The sequence below is a fragment of the Rhodanobacter sp. sgz306013 genome (assembly GCF_057031145.1).
Window position 1 is genome coordinate 427155 of record NZ_JBXCIJ010000003.1, and the last position, 21656, is coordinate 448810.

Consider the following 21656-nt stretch of genomic DNA (forward strand, 5'->3'; position numbering starts at 1 on the left):
CCGTTGCCGCGCGGCGCGCTGCTCACGGCTTTTCGATCCACCGATCAGACGGCGGAAATTCCCGCGCAGTTGATTCGTTATCAATTGGACGAGCGCCCGCAAACGCAGGCAGCGCAACAAACTCGCCGTCGATGTGCTCGGCTGGGTCGCACATGGGTCGCAAAACGCGGGATCGAGCCGTGGCCAGAGCCTCGGCGATGTCGGGCTGTGCACCGAGGTTCAAGTCCAGCTTGTCGCGCAGGAGGCCGGCCAAGCGGGCGCGCAGCTCAATCGCCTTGACGTACGCATTCGGGTTCTTGGCTTGCACGGCGAAGGCAATCGCCTGGTCCAGCTCGGCCATGCAGCGTTCGCCGTTGTAGTCAGCCGCCTTGGCCAGGTTCTGCGACACCTTGTCGAGCTCGGCGCGCACCAGCTTGTTGTCGTGCATGAGGGTGTGCGCGATGTGCCGCGCCGAATGCTCGCTGTAGCCGGCCGCGATGGCCGCCTGCGTCGCGCTGATACCGGTTTGGTACGCGGCCACGAATGCGCGTTGCTTGGGCGTGAGCTGGCGCGGCATTACTTGCCTCGACGCGCTGCGCGGCTGGTGCGAGCACGGGCGCGGTTGGCCAGATAGTTGATGAGAACCGGGTCGTTGCCCATGCCTGACTGCTCCAGCCAGTTGCGGACGGCCGGGTTTCGCTGGGCGATGGCGTCCACTTCCTGCTGCGCCAGCTTGATGGTTTCGGCGCCGCGCTGCGGATCCGTGCGCGTGAGCTGCGCAGTCACGCGCTCGGCGGCCGCGACGTTCGCCTCGTACGTGGGCGGATTCGCCGCGGCCTTGTTCCAGACAGTGGATAGGTACCGGCCCACTTCGGCCGGCACCTGTTCGGCGGCGAACAACGTGCGCGCGGCCAGTTCCTGTTCGGGGCTGTGCGTGATGCCTGGCGGCACGCGATCGAAGCTGTAGCGGCCGGGCTGTGCGGCCTCGTCGAAGAACGCGCCATCCTGAAAATCGGCTTCGCGTTCGGCCTGGGTGAATTCGCGTTGCGGTGCGTCGGCGCCGCTGGCCGGTGCAGCCTCGGCCGGCTGCTTGGGCTCGCTGGCTGGCGCTGGGCGCATGTCGAACGCGCCGGGGGCGAGCGTGCCCGATGCGGTAGCCGCAACGCTTTCGGACTGCTGGATTTCCTCAGTCATGGTCGGCCCCCACGTCGGCGGCCTTCCAGCGCTTCACGAGGTCCGGCGTGCTGGCCAGCTTGTCGGCCAGCGGTTCGATTTCGTGGTGGGCCTGCATGCTGGCGCCGAACGGTAGGCCGTGGCGCACCAGTTCGACACGCACCAGGTTTTCAACCATGTGGCCGCGCAGCAGTGCTCCGTCCATGTCCGGCACGTTGGGGAGTGCCCCGAGCACCGTATGCCCCAGCTCGACCAACTCGCGGTAGCCCTTGGCCAGGGCTTCCACCTGCTGGCCGATCGCCTTGGCCACCTCGGCACGGCGCACGGCCGCCTTGTGGGCGGCGTCGTATGCCTTGGTGCGGGCGTGGCGCTGCTCCGCGGCCTGGGCGGCGCTGTGGCGGCTGCGCGTGGCATCCAAGGCGTCCCGCGCAATGCGTTCGGCGGCTTCGGCCGCGGCGAGCTTGGCGCGGGCGTCGGATAGCTTGCGCAAGTCGGCGGTGTCCTCGGCTACCACGTTGGCCAGGGTGTCGGCGTACTCGGCGCGGGACAGGTCCAGCGCGGCCGCAGCGTCGGCATGCTGCTGGGTCACGCGGTCGACGGCGGCCGCGGCTTTGTCGACGGGAGATGCGTCCAGGGGCTTTCGGAACAGTGAGGGCATGCGCGCAGCCAGCGGGGAACTTGGCTACATTTTACCACGTGTCATGTGTTTGAACATGGGTAGATGTAATTTCAAAGAAATATAGTGAAGTATTTACATGGACTTACGTGGATAGTTTGATTGCGCATCGATCCTCCACACTCTGCTACAGCCTGAACACGACCGACACCGGCGACGGCTCGCGCGCACGCGCGATGGCGCTGGCCGAAGCTGGCAAGAAGGACGGGCCGAGTTGTGCCATTCGCAACCATGGTGTTGCGGAAAGAACAACACTAAGTATTTGATATTGAACGATAATTGCATTGACGGCGCCCGATTTCAAGCCTAGCGTTGCCCCCGCTGCATCCCGCGGCCAGGAGAACGAACCATGTCGAACGAACTGCAGACCGAATTCAGCGCCGCCGAAGTGCTCGGCCTCTACTCTCAATTGCACCAGCAGATGAGCCGGCTCGCGTACCGCGTTAGCCGCTGGATCGAACCGGGCTCCGGGCTCGACTGGGCGCGTGCCGACCGGGACAGCAGAGATGAAATGGAGAGCGCCAGGGGGGAGCTATTCGCCGCCGGCTACCTCGACGCAGACGGATCGTTAACCGAGCGATGCGGGGACTACGGCGTAGCGTGAGTGAGCGGGAACAGACTGTGACGACCAGGGGTTAGACCTACCCGCGGAAGTGGAAGTCCCCCTAAGGGGGGGACACTTCCACTTCCGCACCTGGCGGATGCGGAAATTCACTTCCACGCACACTTCCGCACTTCCGCGATGTGCCTCTAGCCCTTGTGGCACAAGGGTTGCGAAAATCTGGCCGGCGCCTGGCGCACCTCCGCGCCACTTCCGCAGACGGAAAATTTCGCCCTGCCGCGGAAGTGACCGCACTTCCGCACTTTCGGGTCAAAAATCACCGGTCAGGCGATACGCGGCCACCCCCTTTTTCGTCACCGTCTCGACCAGCTTTTGAGCTGTCAGCCAGTCCCGGGCATCGGTGAAATTCTTTCGCCGCGCGTCCCTGGCCTTGCGCGAGGCCTTGGGGTCCTCGTCGTCCGGCAGCGGTGTTGCGTCGAAATAGGCTCGCTGCCATTCGGTGATTCCGCAGATGGGGACATCGCCCGCATTGGCGAACTTGCCCGAAAGTACCGCGCGCAAGGTTTCGTAGACGTTGCTTCGCACTGGCGTCCATTTACGCGATACGCCGGGTGCGGGGGCGTCGGCCTTGGCCAAGTCAACGACGACGCATGACGAGTCGCGTTCGAACGGATCCGCGTCCGGGTCGTGCGCGCTCGTCGGGCCAAGGTCGACCGACTCGAGCCGGAACGAAAAGCGCGCGCCGTCCTCGCCATCCTTGACCTTGGTTGCCTTCAGGTACCGCGTCGAGCCATCGGGGCCGCGGAAAACTTCCAGCTCGGCATCGGCAGCGCCGAGCAGCGAAGAATGGCCGCGCGCGCCGGCGCTGCTGTCCTTGCCCGAGTGGTGCACGAACACGCACAGGCAGTTCAAGGCGGACGCGATCAACCCGGCACACCGAATCGCCTGGCCCATGTCCTCGCTGGCATTCTCGTTACCGCCGGGCATCGCGCGGTTGAGCGTATCCACGACCACCAGTGCCACCGGTTCACCGTCCTGCAGATCCGCAACGAGGTCCTTTGCATCCCTGGCACCCTCGGCCAACAGGTCGACGCCCTGGCGCTCGATGATCTGCAGGGCGGCCAGTTCATCCGGGCGCAGTTCATGTGCCTGCAGGTACGCCTCGGCGCGTGCCCGCATGGATCCCTCCAATCCGACGTAGACCACGCGCCCGTGGCGCACGCGCTGCTGCGCCCAGGCCTTCCCCTGCGCGATCGCCGCGGCGAGGTCGAGCATCAGGAAGCTTTTCCCGCTGCCGGGCGCGCCGTAGACCACACCGAGCCCGCGCGCCGGCAGCAGTCCGCGCACCAGCCATGCCGGGCGCGGCTGGTTCAACAGGTCCGCGACCGTTGCGACGTTGTACCGACGTTTCCGGGGCTCGACAGAAACCGGTTCAAACTGACATTCCGGCGCGTCGGCTCCCTGCGGATTCTGGCCGTTCCGATACGCGCTGGCGATCGTCTGCCGCAGCTCGTCCGCGTCGAGCATCGGTTCGCACGGCCAGTGTTCGAGCATGAGCGCCAGGCACTCGTCGGATCCGCACCCCAAGTCCTTCACCTTGGCCGCCGCAGCGAATGCCGCGTGGTTGCGGCCACCTTCCGCGACGACATCAAGATGCGTCAGGTACTCGACGGCGCGGGCATGGGCCCGCTCGGGGTCGATACCGGGAAGCGCGGCACGGCTGCCCGGCTCCGCATGCTGGGCGCCGGGGTGCGGCAGCAACGCTTCCAGCCACCCGGGGCAGTCGGCCAACTCGTGGTCCTTTGCCACCGCGTAGGCGCCCCCGTCGACTTCGGAGCCCGGCCCGACGACGTAGCCGCCGACGCCGCGGACGTCGACACCAGGCGCCAGCACGTTGGCGTTGCTGCCCACCGCGCGCGACGTATGGAGGTAGAGATGCAGGCCGCCGGAAGGCGTGCGCACCGTCAGCGTGTCCGGCAGGCCGCCGTGCGGATCGGCAAGCGTGCGCAGCGCTGCAATTCCGTCCTTGCCGCCCTTGGTGTCCAGGTCGATCACGGCCATATGCCGGACAGAGCCGTTCACGATCCGCTCTCCGGCATACACGCCGATGTTGTGCGTGTTATCCGCAAACCAACCCCGCACCTTGTCCGCATCGTGGGTGGCGACGCTTGGCCAGCGCTTTGTCGCCGGCTGCTTTCCACCAGGGACGCATCGGAACACCCGGAAGCCGTTGGCGCCTAGCTCGGTCGCATAGCCTGCGCGGTCCATCGCCGCGGCACTCATGCACACCCCGGCAGTTCGGCGTAGACCGATGCGACGACGAAGTCAGTGTGCCCGATCGGCTGGCAGCGGCGTGGGTCAGTACTGGGGCCGTCCAGCATCAGCTCGGCGCTTTGCAGTGTTGCCAGTGACTCGGCGGTGATACGGCCGCCCTTGGTCAGTTCCGTCACCACTTTGCGCATGCCGCCGCACGCCGCACGCAACTCGTCCGCGGAATACCCGAGCAATTCGCTGCCGGGCCGGCCGAGCACGCCAACCACGAAACGCAACTGTGCGCCGTCCATCTGGAGATCCACTTGGAAGTGCCGCTGTCCCGGAATGGGCGGCTCCAGGTTCTTCGGCGCGTCCATGTCGTGACGCGACAGAATGGTGATGGCTGCGCCGTCGTCGTCCGAAAGCGTGCCGTCAACGTGCCCGTTAATCAGCGACACCAGGTCGGCGAGCACGTCGTCGTCGCGGATGTCGACCCACACACGCCAGGGGATGCGGTAGGTGATCGGCTTCATTCAGCACCACCCGCTTTAGCGCGAGCGGCGAAGCGCGCTTCGAGCCACGCATCGACCTCGGCAGCGTTGAAGATGGAGCGGCGGCCGACCTTGGCCGGTTTCGGGAACTGCCCGGCCAGCATCAAGGCGTAGAGAGAGCTGCGGCCCAGCGCGGTTTTGCGGATGACGTCGGGTAGGGTGAGGGCGACGACGCCGGAAAGCGGCTTTTTCGCTGCAGCAGAATCCCGGGTTTGGTCAGCTGAGTTTTTCATGGGGAGCACCATTTGGAGATGGTGGCCATTCCCCGGAAGCTACGAAAACGCCCCCGAAACTCCGCGGCCAGATGGCGGAGTTTCGGAGGCGTGGTCGAGGATCCTTGCCCGCGTTTTCCCTTCGCTCGGCTACAGCTTCTGCGGGGGAACCTCAACTACACCGTCCGGAAAGTTGCGAACGGAGGGTACGGCGACATTATACATCAGAAGCCGCAGACGTCCAGCAATATTCGCTTTCTAATCAAATACCTGCAGGGCAATTGACTAAAAATCAATTGGTCTGTGGCTCGCAGCCCGCATGCCACAACGATTCGTCGCGGGCGCTTTTGCGCTGGGTCGCAGCTAGGTCGCAGAGGCGCGCTTCGGTGTGCAGTAGCGCGCCCACTCGTTCATCAGCTGCCGGCGCTTCTCTTTCATCGTGCCGCGGCGGTAGGCGGCTTCCGTCTTGTCGCTGACGATGTGCGCGAGGGCCATCTCTGCCAACTCGCCGGGATAGTTCGTTTGCTCGGCCACCCAGTCGCGGAACGTTGAACGGAAGCCGTGGGCGGTCAGGTCGCTACGGCCCATCCGCTTCAACAGCGCCAGCATCGCCATGTTCGACAGCGGATCGCGCGAACGCCGGCCGGGGAATACATAGTCACCCAGGCGCACCGCGTGCTGAGCCTTGACGATCTCCATCGCCCGCGACGACAACGGCACCTCGTGCGGCCGGCCCGCCTTCATGCGATCGCCCGGTACGGTCCATACCTTTGCCTCCATGTCGAACTCGTCCCAGCGCGCGCCGATCACTTCGCCCGTGCGCGCGGCGGTCAGAATCAGGAACTCAAGGGCGCGAGCCGTCACGCTATCGTGGGCGCGCAAGTCGCCGACGAAGATTGCTGCATCGGCATAGGGCAGGGCCGGGTGATGCTGGACCTTCCGCACCTTCGATCGCTTGGGCAGCAGCTTGTCCAGGTGGCCGCGCCAGCGGGCCGGATTCTCGCCGGTACGGAACCCGCGGACGGTCGCCCAGTCGAGCACGGACTCGATGCGGCCCCGCACTCGGCTGGCGGTCTCAGTCTTGGCCGCCCACAGTGGCCCCAGTGCGCGCATCACCGCGGCGGTATCGACGTCTTGCACAGGCCACGCGCCGAACTCCGGCGATGCGTAGGCGGAGAGGGTGCTCGCCCACTGGTCTCCGTGCTTCGCGTTCCGCCAGCCGGCGCGGTGCGCCTCGATGTAAGCCGCGGCGCACTGGTCAAAGGTCTGCGCGCGCGCCGCTTCCAGGCGCTGCCGTTGCCGCTCCGCGTCGCGCTGTGCGATCGGGTCGACACCATCGGCCAGCAACTGACGGCAGCGCGTCGCGCGCTCGCGTGCCTCCTTCAGTGAAAAGGTGTGCGCGGCCCCCAGGCCCATCTCGCGAGGCCGTCCGGCCATCTGGAAGCGGAACACCCACGACTTCGTGAGCGATGGCGACACCTGCAGATACAAGCCGCCGCCGTCGCCCAGATATCCCGGCGTCTTCGCGTTCCGCACCTTCAGATCCGTCAGCTTGTTGACTGCACGCGCCACAGTCCAACCCCCGCTTCTACCCATGAAAGTACGCCCGATTTGGGCGGCCGCACCCGGACGTTGTTGGAATCTCAACACCCGTAATGTAGCTATTTTACAGGGTTTCTAGGCTGTCAGCGAATCACGATGGACGGGAGTTAGATCGACACTCTCTCCGCCAAACCTTGTAAATTATTGATTTTCAGATGTTTTTCTGAAGCATCGATAAGTGCGCTTGGTCATGTCGGTTGGTCAAATCGACATGCGTTTGGCACACCATCTTTTGCGTCATCCGTCGGGTGTGTGGCACTTCCGCCTGATCGTCCCCGCCGACCTCCAAGCCATGCCGGGGCGGCGCGTCATCAAGAAGTCCTTGGGCACCCGGGACCCGGTGGTGGCCCGCGCGTGGGCGTATGCGTTGGGGGCGCAGTATGCTCAAGCCTTCGCCGCGGCACGCGGGAAAGGGGCGCGCATGGGAAGCGACTTTGAGGATTACTTGAAGGGCCTGAAGGGGTTCGAGATCGAGCAAGGGCCGGAGCCGCACCAGGTCAAGATCCGCACGAACGGGACGCCCGAAGCTAGCGACGCCATGTTGGACAGCTTGCCGGCAGCAGTCCAATCAGCCGATCCTGTTACAGCGCGTGGCGTAATTCCTCTTGGCTACGCAGCGAACCAGCGCCGGTATGAAGCGCAGCAGCGAAAAAACTACAGCCATCGCGACGATAGCGTTGGATACCGACAACACTATGTGACCACCATGCGTCTGGTACCACGCCAGGGCGATCAAGGCACCGGCGATGACAATGCTGAAGAGAATGGATGCGATGCGAATGTTCGACATGATGTTTCCCTATGTGGGGCCGGATTGACCGGTGTTGGTCTCGGCTATCGGAAACAAAGTCGTGGCCGCGTGGGATTTCTTACAGACTTTCTTCGAGTGACTTCAGTTTCCCGGTGAGCTCCAGGAGTTGGTGCCGCCTGGCACGCGCCAGTACGAGACCCGCGATCATCATCAGGACAAGGGCAGCCAGGCCAACGATTGTCTGCATCAGCGCCAGACCAGATTGAAGGGCGTGCCCACCGGGAGCCGCCCCCGGTGACAGAACCCTCATCAGAACTGTCCCTGCTGCCGCGCCCAGCGGTGTCCCCAGATAGAGACAGCGCGCCTGGAAGAGTCCCCGCTTGGCCTGGACGATCATGCGCTTCAGCAGACTGACCGTATCAAGGTCGAGCGTATCCACACTGTGGCAGCGCTTATGCTGATACCTGAGCGCGCCGGCCATGAAGGCAATCCACAACGCACTGATGAGCCCGTGGGTGCCGTATCGCCCGGTGGCCTCCTCAAAAACCAGACACGAAGCAATGCCACAGAGAATGACGATGAGGATTCGGTGCTGCCGCCGTTGCGCATTCTTCAAACGCTGCATGTCCTGCATGAGCTGCCGGGTGTCCGGCTTGGGCGCGGATTGCCAGAGGGCGGCGAAAGGATCGGTGTGGGATGACTCACTCATGACTCGGCTCCGAAATTCAACCGGATGAAAGTCTTGGCACGATGCAACCGTACGGATGCGTTACTTTCGCTGATGCCGAGGATCATCGCGATGTCCTTGATCGGTATCTCCTCGAGATAGAGACCGGCGACCGCTTTCAGTGGCTCCGGCAATTGGCGTACCACCTTGGTCAGGCGAGCCAGTTGCCTGGCGTGGTCCGTGGCTTCGTCGACGGGTATGGCCATGTCCGGAATGCTGTCGCTCAAGGGTTCGTCCTTGCGCACCAATGCGCGGCGCACATGGGTGACGCAAATGTTCTGGGCGATGCGGGCTATATAGGGTTTGAGCATCGACGGGTTGTCCAGGCGGGGCAGCGCCTGCCAGACAGCCAGCCAGACTTCTTGCACAAGATCGTCGACCCGGTCGGGGTAGCGCTCATAGACCGTCGCAATGCGACGGACCATGCCGGCGTGCTTGTCGACGATCGCTTCAAGGCTCAACACGATGTAGGTATTCCGTTCCCTTTGGGTGCATTAGTCGCTTGAACTGGAATCTCCTTACAAGCGGTTGGCGACAAGAAATTGTGCCTGATGCAGTAAGACCTGCCGCCGGCCCTCGACTTTACGTCTGACGCCAAGCCGGCGTTCTTGCAGAGGGGAAAAACTTTGAAAACGCATGGGACGAAACGGTCGGTAGCGAGGCGCCTGTTCGCCGTCGGGAGTCTGTTGGCCCTGACCATCGGCACGGTCTCGGCCGAAGATGCAGCGGGCGATTGGGGCGGCCTCCTGGCTGGCCAGTATCACATCGTGGTGCACGTCACCAAAGACGGCACAGGCCACTACGAGGCGACGCTCAAAAGCCCCGATCAGGGAGGCTTTGTTCTGCCTGCCGCTGACGTTGCGACCGATGCCGACCATTTGAGTTTCACCCTCCCCAAGATCAGTGCCACCTACAGGGGACGCTGGGACGCCACCAAGAAAGGCTGGGTCGGGACTTGGTCTCAGGGAACCACCATGCCGCTCGTCCTGACCCGGATGACGGACCAGACGTCGGGCATCGCGCCTCCGAAGCGCCCACAGGAAGAAGCGATCGCCACCGGCATTCGCCCTTACCGGCAGCAGGAAGTCACCTTCGACAATGCATCGGCAGGGATCCGGTTGGCTGGCACGCTCAGCGTGCCCGACGGTACCGGCCCCTTTCCAGCTGTCGTGCTGATCGGGGGCACCGGACCCGGAACGCGTGACGAGAACAGCTATGGGCACAAAATGTTTGTTGTCCTTGCTGATGCCCTCAATCGTCGCGGGATCGCCGTGTTGCGCTATGACAAACGGGGCATTGGCGCGTCGGGCGGAGACTTTGCCGCGGCCACCATCCCCGACTTCGCCTCCGATGCCGAAGCGGCCGTGACCTTCCTGAGGTCATGCCCCGAGATCGACGCGAAGCATATCGGCATCATCGGCCATTCGGAGGGAGGTGCCATCGCACCCATGATTGCCGTTCGCAATTCAGCCGTGCGCTTCGTTGTGCTCATGGCCGGACCGGGTATGCGCATCGGCCGGCTCTTGAATCTGCAAGACGCCCGGATTGCCAGGGCATCCGGCGTTCCCGAGGAGCAGATTGCAAAGCGAAGCGTCTTTTTCGACAAGCTCTATGCCGACCTGGCGACCGCAGGCAGCAACCCGGCAGCCCTGTCAATCGCCAGGGCGGACATTGCGCAAGGCGTCGCCGACAAGGTCATCCGACCGGACAATGCGGACGCGCTTGCCCATCTGGTCACCAGTCCCTGGGCGCGGCAGGCCTTCAACTACGACCCTATCCCGACGCTTCGCGCGCTGCGAACACCGGTGCTCGTGCTTGATGGCAGTCGCGACCTCTACGTGCCACCGGAAGACAACCTGCCCGCCATCAAGGCTGCCCTGACAGGCAACCCCAAGGCGACGATTGTCGAGCTTCCGAACATCAACCACATGTTCCAGACGGCCAAAATCGGAACGCCGGCGGAATCTGCCCGCATCGAGGAGACAATCTCACCGGTTGCTCTGAAAGAGATTGCCGATTGGGTGGTGGCGCAAGGCTCCTGACGACAGGGCCTCCCGACCTGGAAGGAATGTCTGCGAGAGCTCTTCCGTCGAAAGATCTGCTGCGCCCGGCAGACCTTCGGCAGGTTCCGCCTTGGAATGGATGGTCGATTGCGTCGCGGGCAAGGAGCAAACCGAAGAATTTAGAGCCCTGCTTTTGATAGCCCGGCCCCTTTTCCGAGCATCACCGAAGGGGCGCGTGTCGATATCCACGAAATGGAATCTCTCCGCGAAGGAGGCGGTCACTTCTTCAAAGACGTGAGGCCCTTACAGTCAAACATAAGGAGCTTTGGCGACTGCGCATCGCGTGGGCTTTCGGATTTTCAAGAGCAGTTTTTCTTGAACACACTGCATCGGACCTATTGTTGCCGTATGTGCTCGGCGTCTTGGCGGTCGTTTGTGCCGCCGCGACTATCTTGGCAGGGCACATCCCGTGGCGAATCAACTGAGAGTGCCCCCGCACAATGATGCTGGGACTCCTGGGAGGCTCGTTGTCGTCGGGTTCACTCGCTGGCGAGCATCTGACTGAAGTCGGGCGCACGATCAGGTGACGTTCCGTCGGCACTCCATCACGATCCCTGATCCCGCTTCGCCATGCGCTTGCTCACGCCATTCGCGTTCCAGGGTGCCAGTTGCTCCATCATTTTCGCGCTACCAAACCACCCGCAGGCTCCCGCAGTGTCGCGCGCTTGATTTCCAGGCGAAGGCGCCGCCGCATTGGCGCCAGCGGCAACGATGCGTCTGCTCCGTCGAGGAAGGGCTCAAGCATCTGGAGATCCTGGAGCCAACCGAGGCGGTCCGACCATTGGACCAGCTCGTGCAGGGACGCATATCGATGGGGTCGGGGTGGACCGGCCCAGGATGGTGCCTTCTTTCGTGCTGCCTGGATCGTCTGGTACTGCATGCGCAGACGCCGAAGCCTGCGCCGCCAGCGATGGCTGTTGGCCGTGTCGGGCTCCCGCTTCGCAGCCCGTTCTGCCTTGGCCAGGCGACGTGCGCTCCGCGCGATGCCTTCGCCGAGGTGCCCATCCTCAAGATGTTCCCACGGCAGTTCGGCCGTGGCCCGGGCCAGTTCATCGAGCTGCCTGCGTCGCGCAGTGAAATCCGGATCTTCCGCCAGGGCTTCCGCCAGAAACTGCTCACGTCGCGCGGCGAGGCGCGCGGCCAGCGCAAGCCAGCCTTCGGGCTGGTCCGCTGTAGCCAGCTTGGCCGCCGTCGTCGCCACGACGTGCGCGTCGCGCAGGTGCGACAAGCTGGCGCCAAGACGCTTGAGCTCCTTGTCGATGGTTTTCGCCTTTGCCCCAAGCCCCGGACGGCAGAGGGCCAGGAGGCTGCGCAGCCTGCGGATGGCCTTGCGCGTGCGATGGATCGCGGCATGCCGGTTCCTTCGCTGCGCCAGGGAGCGCATGGCCTGGCCCGCTTGCGCCGCAGCAAGCGCCGCAAATACCGATACTGGAGAGCGTGCATTCATGCTGGAGGCCGGCCGACTGCTCCACGGTGTTTATCGTAACGTGACCGAGAATAGGGTCAGGTTCAGTGATCCCAAGCCACTGGGGGCTTGTCGAGAGATGCCTGGCTCGCCATCCAGACAAAACGCCCCGGCCGGGGCGTTTTGCGTTACTGACAGGAAGGGACGATCACACGAGACCGCGTCCTGCACGGATCTCCATCAGCCCTTGGCGCACAGGCAGGTGCCGCCTTGCTGGCAGCCGCACTGGCAACCCGCGGACTCAGTGGTCGAGGTTGCCTGGCAGCCGCAGGTGCAGGCCGAGCCGAGGCAGTCGATGCACGAACAGGGAATGCTGGTTTCGGTATTCATGGTTTGTCACTCCAGTAGAAGTGGGCCGGAAGTAGTCCACGGCGCGCATTCTCAGGATCCTGGTCACGCGAGGCTTGAATGTAAGGGCTGATCTGCGGCGGCGGTGCCGTCGCATGATCCGGTGGCAGGAGAGAAGCGGGGGTGCCTACTCGACCCGTCCGAGCATGGTCGGCGCGATGCCGAACATCCGCCGGCAGGTGCGGCTCAGGTGGGCGGAATCGGCGAAGCCGGATTGCTGGGCCGCCGTCGTCCACGATTCCCCGCCCAGGCCACGGCCAATGGCATGGCCGACCCGTGCCCAAAGCAGGTAGGCGCGGAACGAAATGCCGGTCTGGGCAACGAAGAGATGGCGGAACCGGCTTGGCGAAAGATGCGCTACCGCCGCAGCCTGCCCCAGGTCGATCGGTGTGTCCAGGTGGTCGCGGATCCAGTCGAGTGCCCGTGTGATCCGCTGGTCCGGCGCGGCTGTTCCGGAAGCTTGTCCGGCGAGCAGATCAACGATCTGTTTGGCGGCTTCGATCAGGGCGGCATCATCGTAAGTAGTGCGATCGCCAAAGGCAGCCAGGAGATCGCGCGCGCGGCGGAGTACAACGGCGTCGCCGATCGATGCCAGCTCGGAATCGCCATAACGGATGGACAACGCCCGTCCGACGAGCGTTTCAGGCTCGACAAAGATCATGACCACATCCTGGCCACACCCATCAAATTGGTGCTGGCGGTCGGGCATGACGATGGAGGCATGCATGTCCTGCCAGTCCGCGGCCGCAGAGCACCGAAACCGGACCGGCTGTTCCGGCGCCAGCGTGATCTGCATGGCATGGTGGGCGTGGGGTTGCACCAGGCCGGTGGCCCGCCCCATCCACACGCTTCCGCCACGCCACATCAACACGCGGCCGGACGCGGCCGCCGCCGTGCGAGCGCTGCGGTGATTCGACGTGGCGGTGAGCTGCGTCATGCTGGGCGGTGGCGAAATTTCTACAAGTGCCGCGTTTCGGCGGGGCTTTTGTCCCAGTTGTCGTTGAGCCCGTCGTAATACGCCACGGGGGCGGACACCAGCTCGTCGATATCAACACCATCAAGGCACATGACGTTGATGTTGTAGTACCTGCTGCCGCTCATGTTCGGCATGTCGATCCATTCGAACGCCCTGACGCCGCAGTGTTTGCAGAACTGATGGTGGGCGACCGAGTTTCCGCGCCCTCGGTAGTCCGTGAGGTCGTCCTCGCCTGCCAGCAGGCGGAATGCCTCCGGCAGGGCATTGACCGACCACAACCGCATTTTGGTGCAGATCGTGCAATTGCACTTGCCGGTGCCGGTGCTGATGTCGAGATCCGCCTCGAAGCGGACGGCGCCGCAGTGGCAGCTTCCGGTGTATGTCGTGAGCATCGGACTCTCCACTGGTCTCCGGCCTTTCGACATTGCACCACGACTGGGACGGTTGCGGCGCCATCCCGTCCGCGATCCGCTCCGGCGGGCATGACGGCCAGAGAACGGGACGGCCGGAGGGAATCGAATATCGTCGTCATGGGGCGCCCTGACAAAACGCCCCAACCGGGGCGTTTTGTCTTCCCGCCATCCGGCAGCCCTCACCGGATCCGCGTGATGTTCCCGTTCGCGTCCACCTGCACCAGGTCGCCCTGGCGGATGGCGCTGGCGTCGTTGACCTGGATGTTCTGGTAGCTGCCGTTGCTCATCTTGATGCGTACGATCCAGGTGGTGCTGCTGCCGGCCTTGTTGCCGATGGCGTGGCCGGCGAATCCGCCGCCCACCGCGCCGCCCACGGTGGCGAGCTTGCGGCCGCTGCCCTTGCCGATCTGGTTGCCGAGCACGCCGCCGGCGATCGCGCCGATGATGGTGCCGGCGGTGCCGTGGCCGCCGCCCTGGGTGATGTTCTGTTCCACCCGCTCCACGGTGCCGCACTGGTCGCAGCGCAGGTAGATGCCGTCCGGGCGCATGAGTACTCCGCTGTTTTGCGCGCTGGCGACGCCGGTACCGGCGATGGTCAGCGTGGCGGCCAGGGCGAGCGAGGACAGGGAATGGGTCTTCATGGGGATCTCCTTGAATGAGGTGGTTCCACTGCGCAGTGTAGAGGCCCGTGAGCGCAAGATTTCGTTACGACGGCACCCCGCGATTCCCCGCTTCGGCAGCCCACGCGACCTGCCGTTGCGCCCGCGCTGCCGGGGTCGCCCGCATGCCTCGAAATCGGAAACGTGACGCTTTTTCCGCCGCGCGCGCCGTTGTAGCGTGCCGATGCGGGGGGCTTTCGGGGCAAGGGAAGGGGAGACGCAAATGCCAAACAAGACAAGTATCAACGTGGTGCTCGTGCGCACGGCGCTGGCCGCTGCGCTGTCGATGGCATGGTCGGCACAGGCGCAGGACCAGGGGACGGCGGACAGCGGACAGGCGGCACCGCCCTCGGCGACGGCGGCCCAACGCCGCAGCGCGAGCAAGGCCAAGACGACCACGAACCTGCAGGAGGTGGTGGTGACCGGCACGCATCGGGCGGGCTTGTCGCCGACCGAGTCGATTTCGCCGATCGACGCGTTCAGCGGCAGGCAGATCGCGGAGCAGCCCTCGGCGGACCTGACCGACACGCTGACCAGCATCGTGCCCTCGCTGACCACCCAGCGTTTCCCCATCGCCGACGGCACGGCGTTCGTGCGGCCGGTGTCGCTGCGCAACCTGTCGCCCGACCAGACCCTGGTGCTGGTCGACGGCGTGCGCTTCCACCGTTCGGCGCTGGTCAACCTGCAGATCGACCCGCTCGGCACCTTCAACCAGGGCGCGCAGGCGGTCGATTTCTCGGTGTTTCCGTCCAACGCGATCGAGCGCGTCGAAGTGCTGCGTGACGGCGCCTCGGTGCTGTACGGCTCGGACGCGATCGCCGGCGTCGTCAACGTCATCCTCAAGAAGGAGGCCAAGGGCGCTACGGTCAGCGCGGAGTGGGGCCAGTACGGCAAGGGCGACGGCGATCTGCGCCGCTACGACGCCGACGCGGGCTTCCCGCTGGGCGCCGACGGCTTCGTGCACGTGAGCGCGGAGCGCGAAACCACCGATCCCACCTCGCGTGGCGTGCCGCAGGGCGGCGCGGCGGCCGTCGCGGCGGTGGTGGGCGCGAACCAGGTGCCCTACGACGGCCTCGGCCAGCGCTGGGGCGATCCGCAGACCACGTCGAACAAGCTGTTCGTCAACGCGGGCCTGCCGCTGGCGGGCGACGTGCAGCTGTACGGCTACGGCGACTTCATGGACAAGAAGGTGCTGTCCAGCTTTTTCTACCGCAACCCGGTGCTGCCGCCGCAGTACGGCATCAGCGGCCGCTCGACCCTGGTGAGCTATGCCAACGGCACCCTGGTGCCGGCGAACGCGCCGCAGTCGCTGGTGGACAGCATCACCGCGGGTGGCGGCAACCCGGCGGACTACCTCACGGCCAACCCGGCCAGCCCGAGCGGCTGGGAGCTGCTCAACCCGATCTACAAGCAGTTCCCCGGCGGCTACAGCCCGCTGTTCGGCGCCGACATCGCCGACCACCAGCTGGTCGGGGGCGTGCGCGGCGGCGGCGAGAGCAACTTCCAGTGGGACGTGCACTACCGCAACGGCAGCAACGAGGTCGACTACCGGCTGCAGGGTTCAATCAACCCGAGCCTGGGCATGCTTTCGCCCACGAACTTCCATCCCGGCAAGCTGACCCAGCGCGAGCAGGGCGCCGGCGCAGATTTCGTCCGCTCGTTCGACAACTCGCCGCTCACCCTGGCCTTCGGCGCGCAGTGGCGCCAGGAGACCTACATCATCCACCAGGGCGATGCCGGATCGATCGCCGTGGGGCCGACCGCATCGGTATTCGGCGTGGGCTCGGACGCCTTCCAGGGCTTTCCGGCCAATGCGGCGGGACGGTTCACGCAGAACAGCGACTCCGCCTACTTCGACGCCGAGACGAACCTTACCGACAAGTGGTCGGGCGCCGCGGCGGTGCGCTACGAACACGCGAACGGTTACGGCTCCAAGGTGGTGTACAAGCTCTCCAGCCGCTACGCGTTCACCGATGCGTTCGCGCTGCGCGGCACCTACAACACCGGCTTCCGCACGCCGACGCCCGGCCAGGCGAACACGCTCAACGTCACCACCACGGCGAACGCACAAGGCGGCTTGATTCCCAGCGGCACCTATCCGGTGAACAACCCGGTGGCGCGCGCGCTGGGCTCGGCACCGCTGCAGACCGAGACCTCGAAGAGCCTGTCGGTGGGCGCGGTGTGGACGTCGACCGACAACGTCACCACCAGCCTGGACTACTACCTCATCCGTATCGCCAACCGCATCGGCCTGGTCAGCAAGACCGTGACCCAGGCCACCGTCGACCAGCTCGCCGCCGGCGGCTACCCGAACGCGCAGCTGCTGCTCGGCAGCGACGCCAGCTATTTCGGCAACGCATTCGGCTCGCATGTCCGGGGCCTGGACTTCGTGGTCGACACGCGGCACCCGCTGGGCGACGGCACGCTCAACATCGACTTCCGCTACAACTACAACAAACAGGACGTGGTGAAGGTCAAGCCGGACACGCTCAACAACGATTTCGTGTATGACCTCGAGCACCAGGTGCCGAAGAGCCGGGCGGTGCTCAGCTTCGACTACAACCTGCACCGGTTCGACGCGATCGCGCGGATCAACCACTACGGCAGCTGGAGCACCACGGTCGGCCTGTTCGGCAGCAACAACCCCCCGGACGACCTGAACCGTTACAGCGGCAAGACGCTGCTCGATCTGGAGGCGCGCTACAAGTTCAACGACACCTTCTCGGTGGCCGTCGGCGGCAACAACGTGTTCGACACCTATCCGGGCAAGGAGCAGAACGCCACGCTGCAGTTCCTCGGCGTCAAGTACGCACTTACCTCGCCGTTCGGTTTCAACGGCGCGTTCTGGTATGCGCGGGTGACGGCGCACTTCTGAGCCGTGCGCTCTGCGCGGCGGGACGCCCCGGACGGGGTGTCCCGCCTTCGCCAACCTGCTGCGCGGCATGCCGCCTGCGCCGGGGTCGGCCAGGCCGTCCCTGGCGTTCAGTGCGGCGGCGTGGTTTCCGGCGAATGCCGCAGCAGCCACGCCAGCACCGGCGGCGTCACCATCGCGGTGAGCAGGGACATCGCCACGATGACTGCGTAGACGCGGTTGCTGAACACGCCGGCGGCCAGGCCGAGGCTGGCGATCACCACGCCCACCTCGCCGCGCGGCACCATGCCGAAGCCCACGATGGTGGCGCCGCGCCGGCCCAGCGGCAGCGCGCCGAGGCCGCCGCCGACCAGCTTGGAGATAATGGCGATCACGGTGACCACCAGCAGCATCCACAGCGCGTCGGGGCTGGCCAGTTCGTGCAGGTCGATCTTGCTGCCGGTGATCACGAAGAAGAACGGGGTGAGCAGGGCCAGCAGCGGCTGGGTCTGCTGTTCCAGCGTGTGCTGCTGGCGGGTTTCGGAGGCGATCATGCCGGCGAGGAAGGCGCCGATGATCGCGGCGAGGCCGAACAGGGTGGAAACGTAGGCCAGGCCCAGGCACAGCGCCAGCGCGATCAGCAGCGGCGACTGCGCGTGGCGCGGCTTCTCCAGCCAGCTGGAGTTCCAGCGCATCACCCGCGCGCCGCCCCAGCCGATCACCGCGATGAAGCCCACCGCCTCGCCCAGCACCACCAGCAGGTGGGCGGGCTGGAAACCTTCGCCGCCCTGCAGCGACACCACCACGCCGAGCAGCAGCATGGCGAGGATGTCGTCGATCACCGCGGCGCCCAGGATCACCTTGCTCTCCGTCCGCTGCAGCGCGCCCAGTTCCTGCAGCACGCGCGCGGTGATGCCGGCCGAGGTGGCCACGAAGGCGGCGGCCACGAACATCGACTTGTCCCAGCCGAAGCCGCTGCCGTGCGCCCACAGCGAGCCCATGCCGAACGGCACGATCACGCCGATCACGCCGACCAGGAAGGCCGTCCTGCCGACCTTCTTCAGGTCCTCCAGCCGCGTTTCCAGGCCCACCGAGAACAGCAACAGCACCACGCCGACCTCGGCCAGCACGTCCAGCGGCGTGCCGGTGGCGATCTGCTCTGGGGTGATCCAGCCCAGCATCGACGGGCCGACCACGCAGCCGGCGGCGATTTCGCCCACCACGCCGGGCAGCTTCAGCCGCTGCGCGATCTCGCCGCCGATCTGCGCCGCGACGAACACGATGAACAGGGTCAGCAGGATGTCACTGGCGTGGTGCATGCGACGCATCCGGGCGTGGGCGAAGCCTGCATGCTACATGCCGGTCGCGTGCGCGTCGTGATCCCGGGGGCCAGCAAAAAAACAAGCCGCGGAATTTTCCATCGGCGCATGCCTATGGAACGGGTTGCCTGCGTGGGGCATGCAGGTCCGGCCATCCCTGACCAGGCCGGGAGGCGGAAAAAACCGACTCTCAGCGCGTCGCCGGCAACGCCTCGACCGGGCGGTCGGGGCGCAGGCGGCCGAACACGCGACTGGCGGCGGCCGTGACCACGGCCAGCAGCAGCACGGTCCAGCGGAAGGACACCACGAAATCCTCGGCCGTGTGCCCGCGCAGCAGCGCCTGCATCAGCAGGGTGGACAGGGCGATGCCGAAGCTCATCGCCAGGTATTGCACGGTGGAGGCCATCGACGAGGCCATCGAGGCGTGCCGGATGTCCAGGTCGTTGTAGATCAGCGTGTTCATGGTGGTGTACTGCAGGCCGGCGAAGAAGCCGTAGCAGAACGTGAGCACGGCAATCAGCCATGCCGGGGTGCCGGGCCCGAACAGCGCGAACGCGGCCAGCAGCAGGGCCACGAGCAAGGTGTTGCCCAGCAGCAGGCGGCGGTAGCCGAAGTGCACCAGCGCGCGGTTGATCACCCACTTCGCAGCGATCGCGCCCATCGCCTGCGGCACCATCATCAGGCCCGCGTCCAGCGGCGACCAGCCGCAACCCACCTGCAGGAACAGCACCAGCAGCAGGAACATGCCGGAGATGCCGAGCCGGGTGGACAGGCCGCCGGCCAGCGATACCCATACGCTGCGCACGCGCAGCAGGGACAGGTCCGCCACCGGGTGCGCGGTGCGCCGGCTGTGCCACACGTAGACCACGCCGAGCAGCAGGGCGATGCCGCCGCAGGCGCCCATCGCCGCCCAGGGCACCGGATCGGCGCCGGCGAGCTCCGAGCCGGTGAGCAGCAGGGCGGAGGCGGCGGCGAACAGCAGGAAGCCCACGAGATCGAAAGGATTGGCCCGCTCCAGCCGGTATTCCGGCATGTCGCGCCGGTTCATCCACACGCCGGCGACCGCCACCGGCACGTTGATGAGGAAGATCAGGCGCCACGAGGTGTATTCCACCAGCGCACCGCCGAGGAAAGGTCCCAGCACCGAGCCGAGCAGGCCGAAGGTGGCCACCGTGCTCATCGCGCGCACGAACTCGCGCTTGTCGATGCTGCGCACCAGCACGTAGCGCCCCACCGGCATCAGTGCGGCGCCGCCCACGCCCTGCAGCACGCGCGCGGCGACCAGCTGGGCCAGCGTCTGCGACAGGCCGCACAGAAGCGAGCCCAGGCCGAACAGCACGATCGCGCCACCGAACACCCGGCGCGTGCCAAAGCGGTCGCACAGCCACGGGCTGGCGGGAATCAGGACGGCCAGGGTCAGCACGTAGCTGGTCAGCGCGCTGCGCATGCCCAATGGCGTCTCGTGCAGCGCCTCGGCCATCGCCGGCACCGCAGTGTTGACCACCGTGGAGTCCAGCGCCTGCATGAAGAACGCCGCGGCCACCAGCCAGAGCAGCCCGCGATAGCGTTCGCGCGAAGAGACCGCGGGCTCCGCCTCGGCTACGGCCGCCGCCGTGGCGGTGTCGGCGTGGGGGAGAGGCTCGGCGGCTTCGTGGTGCATTGTGCGAATGGTAACTGCTGTGACAGCTTGTTTTCCGGCGGCACCTTGCGCAAAGTCAGCCTTGTTTCATCGATCGTCGTACCCAGATCGGATGGACGACACATCCAAGACCAGCGCGCGCCGGGGTGCCAACGCTCCGGCGTGTGCTTTTGCGCGACCCGCTTTGCTTGCGACAGGACAAGGACCATGAGCCGCAAACCCGCCATCACCGTTTCCCGCCTCGACCTGGAACGCATCGAGCACCTGCTCGACCGCATGACCCCGGCCCAGGCCGCGGCGCATGCCGCGTTGCGCGAGGAACTGGATCGCGCCACGGTGCTGGAACCGGCGGAGATGCCGCGCAACGTGGTGACGATGAACTCCATCGTGCGCTTCACCGACGACGCCGGCGGCGAGCCTTCGACGATGACCCTGGTCTACCCGAACGCGGCCGGCAAGCCCGGCACGGTGTCGATCCTGGCGCCGGTGGGCAGCGCATTGCTCGGTCTCGCCAAGGGCAGGCACATCGACTGGCCCACCCCGGACGGCCGCAGGCACCGCCTCACCGTGCTGTCGATCGACTACCAGCCGGAAGCGGCGGGCGACCTGCACCGCTGAGCGCCCGCCGCCGTCAGCCGTGCCGTGCCCCCGGGTGAATCCCTCCCTCTCCCCGCGAGAGGGACCGGCCGGGGCGAGGGACGGGTGCGCCGGCACCTCGCACCTGCGCGATCGCCTACGGCTTGAAGTGGTGCACGAAGCCCACCTGGAAGCCGCCCGGCAGCCAGCCGATGATCAGCGGAGAATCCCGGTGCGCGGCCCAGATGCCCACGCCCGCACCCAGCGCGGCGCCTGCCAGCACGTCGGTCTGCCAGTGGCCGCGGGTCTTCATGCGCGCCACTGCGTCGTACGCCGGCAACAGCGCCAGCGCATACACCGCGGGATGGTCGTGGCCGTAGTTCACGATGAACGGCGTCACCGCAGCGGTGATCGCGGTGACCTCGCCGCTGGGGAAGCTCTGCGCGTGGCTGCCCTCGAAGAAACGGTTCGGGTCGGAGGTCTGCGAGGGACGTTCGCGCTGGAAGGTGTACTTCAGCGCCGTGGCGCCGAGGCTGGAGATCACCATGGCGTCCACCGAGCGCCAGAACGTGTCGCCCAGCTTGTCCTGGTCGCCGAAGGCCAGCGCGCCGCCGCCCACGGCGAGGATGGTGCCGTACATCAGCGCGGTCTGGTTGCTGCGCTTCCAGATGCCGCTGTTGTCGTAGTGCAGGCGATGGTCGATGCCGAGCGGGCCACCGCCGGCAAAGGCCGGTGCAGACAGCGTGAAGGCGAGCAGCAGCAACGCATAACGTATCGTGCGCATGGGGTGCCTCCCTTGCGGCCGGAGACAACGGCCGTCCATGGATCAGCATAGCCCGGCAGCCTTTCGGTCCGCTTACG

At 65.8% G+C, this 21656-nt stretch carries 21 protein-coding genes; 5 read left to right on the forward strand and 16 right to left on the reverse strand.

Annotation, left to right across the window (positions count from 1 at the left end):
• Positions 1 to 22: 22 nt before the first annotated feature.
• From AC2EWF_RS11575 to AC2EWF_RS11585, 3 genes are read right to left on the reverse strand one after another with little or no spacing between them, the layout of a single operon-like run.
• Positions 23 to 556, reverse strand: a complete 534-nt coding sequence (locus tag AC2EWF_RS11575; RefSeq protein WP_483639514.1) for a terminase small subunit — start codon at positions 554 to 556, stop codon at positions 23 to 25.
• Entirely contained in the window at positions 556 to 1173 is a 618-nt protein-coding gene (locus tag AC2EWF_RS11580; protein WP_483639515.1) for a hypothetical protein, read from the reverse strand. Before AC2EWF_RS11580 ends, AC2EWF_RS11575 begins: the two co-directional genes overlap by 1 nt.
• Positions 1166 to 1741, reverse strand: coding sequence for a hypothetical protein (locus AC2EWF_RS11585; protein WP_483639516.1), 576 nt, complete (start codon positions 1739 to 1741; stop codon positions 1166 to 1168). Before AC2EWF_RS11585 ends, AC2EWF_RS11580 begins: the two co-directional genes overlap by 8 nt.
• Before the next feature lie 436 nt (positions 1742 to 2177).
• Here AC2EWF_RS11585 and AC2EWF_RS11590 point away from each other — a divergent pair, with 436 nt between their 5' ends.
• Positions 2178 to 2432, forward strand: a complete 255-nt coding sequence (locus tag AC2EWF_RS11590; protein ID WP_483639517.1) for a hypothetical protein — start codon at positions 2178 to 2180, stop codon at positions 2430 to 2432.
• Between the two features lie 267 nt (positions 2433 to 2699).
• Here AC2EWF_RS11590 and AC2EWF_RS11595 read toward each other — a convergent pair whose 3' ends face one another.
• From AC2EWF_RS11595 to AC2EWF_RS11610, 4 genes are all read right to left on the reverse strand, one after another.
• Complete coding sequence (locus tag AC2EWF_RS11595) at positions 2700 to 4673, reverse strand: AAA family ATPase (RefSeq protein ID WP_483639518.1); 1974 nt, start codon at positions 4671 to 4673, stop codon at positions 2700 to 2702.
• Positions 4670 to 5176, reverse strand: coding sequence for a hypothetical protein (locus AC2EWF_RS11600; RefSeq protein ID WP_483639519.1), 507 nt, complete (start codon positions 5174 to 5176; stop codon positions 4670 to 4672). Before AC2EWF_RS11600 ends, AC2EWF_RS11595 begins: the two co-directional genes overlap by 4 nt.
• Positions 5173 to 5427: a helix-turn-helix transcriptional regulator gene (locus AC2EWF_RS11605; protein ID WP_483639520.1), complete on the reverse strand. Its 255-nt coding sequence runs from the start codon at positions 5425 to 5427 to the stop codon at positions 5173 to 5175. The genes AC2EWF_RS11600 and AC2EWF_RS11605 overlap by 4 nt, the downstream gene beginning before the upstream one ends.
• Before the next feature lie 342 nt (positions 5428 to 5769).
• Positions 5770 to 6978: a tyrosine-type recombinase/integrase gene (locus AC2EWF_RS11610; RefSeq protein ID WP_483639521.1), complete on the reverse strand. Its 1209-nt coding sequence runs from the start codon at positions 6976 to 6978 to the stop codon at positions 5770 to 5772.
• 220 nt (positions 6979 to 7198) lie between these two features.
• Between AC2EWF_RS11610 and AC2EWF_RS11615 the strand changes: the two genes are divergently transcribed.
• Positions 7199 to 7915 carry a DUF6538 domain-containing protein gene (locus tag AC2EWF_RS11615; RefSeq protein ID WP_483639522.1) on the forward strand — a complete coding sequence of 239 codons (717 nt, stop codon included), beginning with the start codon at positions 7199 to 7201 and terminating at the stop codon, positions 7913 to 7915.
• On the opposite strand, the gene AC2EWF_RS11620 is transcribed toward AC2EWF_RS11615, so the two are convergent.
• Positions 7878 to 8468: a hypothetical protein gene (locus tag AC2EWF_RS11620; protein WP_483639523.1), complete on the reverse strand. Its 591-nt coding sequence runs from the start codon at positions 8466 to 8468 to the stop codon at positions 7878 to 7880. The genes AC2EWF_RS11615 and AC2EWF_RS11620 overlap by 38 nt on opposite strands.
• The gene (locus AC2EWF_RS11625) at positions 8465 to 8950 is read right to left on the reverse strand and encodes an RNA polymerase sigma factor (RefSeq protein ID WP_483639524.1); all 486 of its coding nucleotides are present in this window, start codon (positions 8948 to 8950) and stop codon (positions 8465 to 8467) included. The genes AC2EWF_RS11620 and AC2EWF_RS11625 overlap by 4 nt, the downstream gene beginning before the upstream one ends.
• A 222-nt stretch (positions 8951 to 9172) precedes the next feature.
• On the opposite strand from AC2EWF_RS11625, the gene AC2EWF_RS11630 reads away from it, so the two are divergent.
• Positions 9173 to 10528, forward strand: a complete 1356-nt coding sequence (locus tag AC2EWF_RS11630) for an alpha/beta hydrolase family protein (protein WP_483639525.1) — start codon at positions 9173 to 9175, stop codon at positions 10526 to 10528.
• 637 nt (positions 10529 to 11165) lie between these two features.
• Here AC2EWF_RS11630 and AC2EWF_RS11635 read toward each other — a convergent pair.
• From AC2EWF_RS11635 to AC2EWF_RS11650, 4 genes are all read right to left on the reverse strand, one after another.
• Positions 11166 to 11996, reverse strand: a complete 831-nt coding sequence (locus tag AC2EWF_RS11635) for a CHAD domain-containing protein (RefSeq protein WP_483639526.1) — start codon at positions 11994 to 11996, stop codon at positions 11166 to 11168.
• 493 nt (positions 11997 to 12489) lie between these two features.
• Positions 12490 to 13299 carry a helix-turn-helix domain-containing protein gene (locus AC2EWF_RS11640; protein ID WP_483639527.1) on the reverse strand — a complete coding sequence of 270 codons (810 nt, stop codon included), beginning with the start codon at positions 13297 to 13299 and terminating at the stop codon, positions 12490 to 12492.
• Positions 13300 to 13319: 20 nt separating this feature from the next.
• Positions 13320 to 13730, reverse strand: a complete 411-nt coding sequence (locus AC2EWF_RS11645; RefSeq protein ID WP_483639528.1) for a GFA family protein — start codon at positions 13728 to 13730, stop codon at positions 13320 to 13322.
• 200 nt (positions 13731 to 13930) lie between these two features.
• A complete protein-coding gene (locus AC2EWF_RS11650) occupies positions 13931 to 14392 on the reverse strand; it encodes a glycine zipper 2TM domain-containing protein (protein WP_483639529.1) in 462 nt (153 codons plus the stop codon).
• 241 nt (positions 14393 to 14633) lie between these two features.
• On the opposite strand from AC2EWF_RS11650, the gene AC2EWF_RS11655 reads away from it, so the two are divergent.
• Complete coding sequence (locus AC2EWF_RS11655; RefSeq protein WP_483639530.1) at positions 14634 to 17285, forward strand: TonB-dependent receptor plug domain-containing protein; 2652 nt, start codon at positions 14634 to 14636, stop codon at positions 17283 to 17285.
• Positions 17286 to 17392: 107 nt separating this feature from the next.
• Here AC2EWF_RS11655 and AC2EWF_RS11660 read toward each other — a convergent pair whose 3' ends face one another.
• Together AC2EWF_RS11660 and AC2EWF_RS11665 are read right to left on the reverse strand one after the other, a co-directional pair.
• Positions 17393 to 18580: a cation:proton antiporter gene (locus tag AC2EWF_RS11660; RefSeq protein ID WP_483639531.1), complete on the reverse strand. Its 1188-nt coding sequence runs from the start codon at positions 18578 to 18580 to the stop codon at positions 17393 to 17395.
• A gap of 190 nt (positions 18581 to 18770) precedes the next feature.
• Complete coding sequence (locus tag AC2EWF_RS11665; RefSeq protein WP_483639532.1) at positions 18771 to 20240, reverse strand: MFS transporter; 1470 nt, start codon at positions 20238 to 20240, stop codon at positions 18771 to 18773.
• Between the two features lie 186 nt (positions 20241 to 20426).
• On the opposite strand from AC2EWF_RS11665, the gene rnk reads away from it, so the two are divergent.
• On the forward strand, positions 20427 to 20837 hold the full coding sequence (gene rnk / locus AC2EWF_RS11670) for a nucleoside diphosphate kinase regulator (protein ID WP_483639533.1): 411 nt from the start codon (positions 20427 to 20429) through the stop codon (positions 20835 to 20837).
• A gap of 115 nt (positions 20838 to 20952) precedes the next feature.
• On the opposite strand, the gene AC2EWF_RS11675 is transcribed toward rnk, so the two are convergent.
• A complete protein-coding gene (locus AC2EWF_RS11675) occupies positions 20953 to 21579 on the reverse strand; it encodes a phosphatase PAP2 family protein (protein ID WP_483639534.1) in 627 nt (208 codons plus the stop codon).
• Between the last annotated feature and the right edge of the window lie 77 nt (positions 21580 to 21656).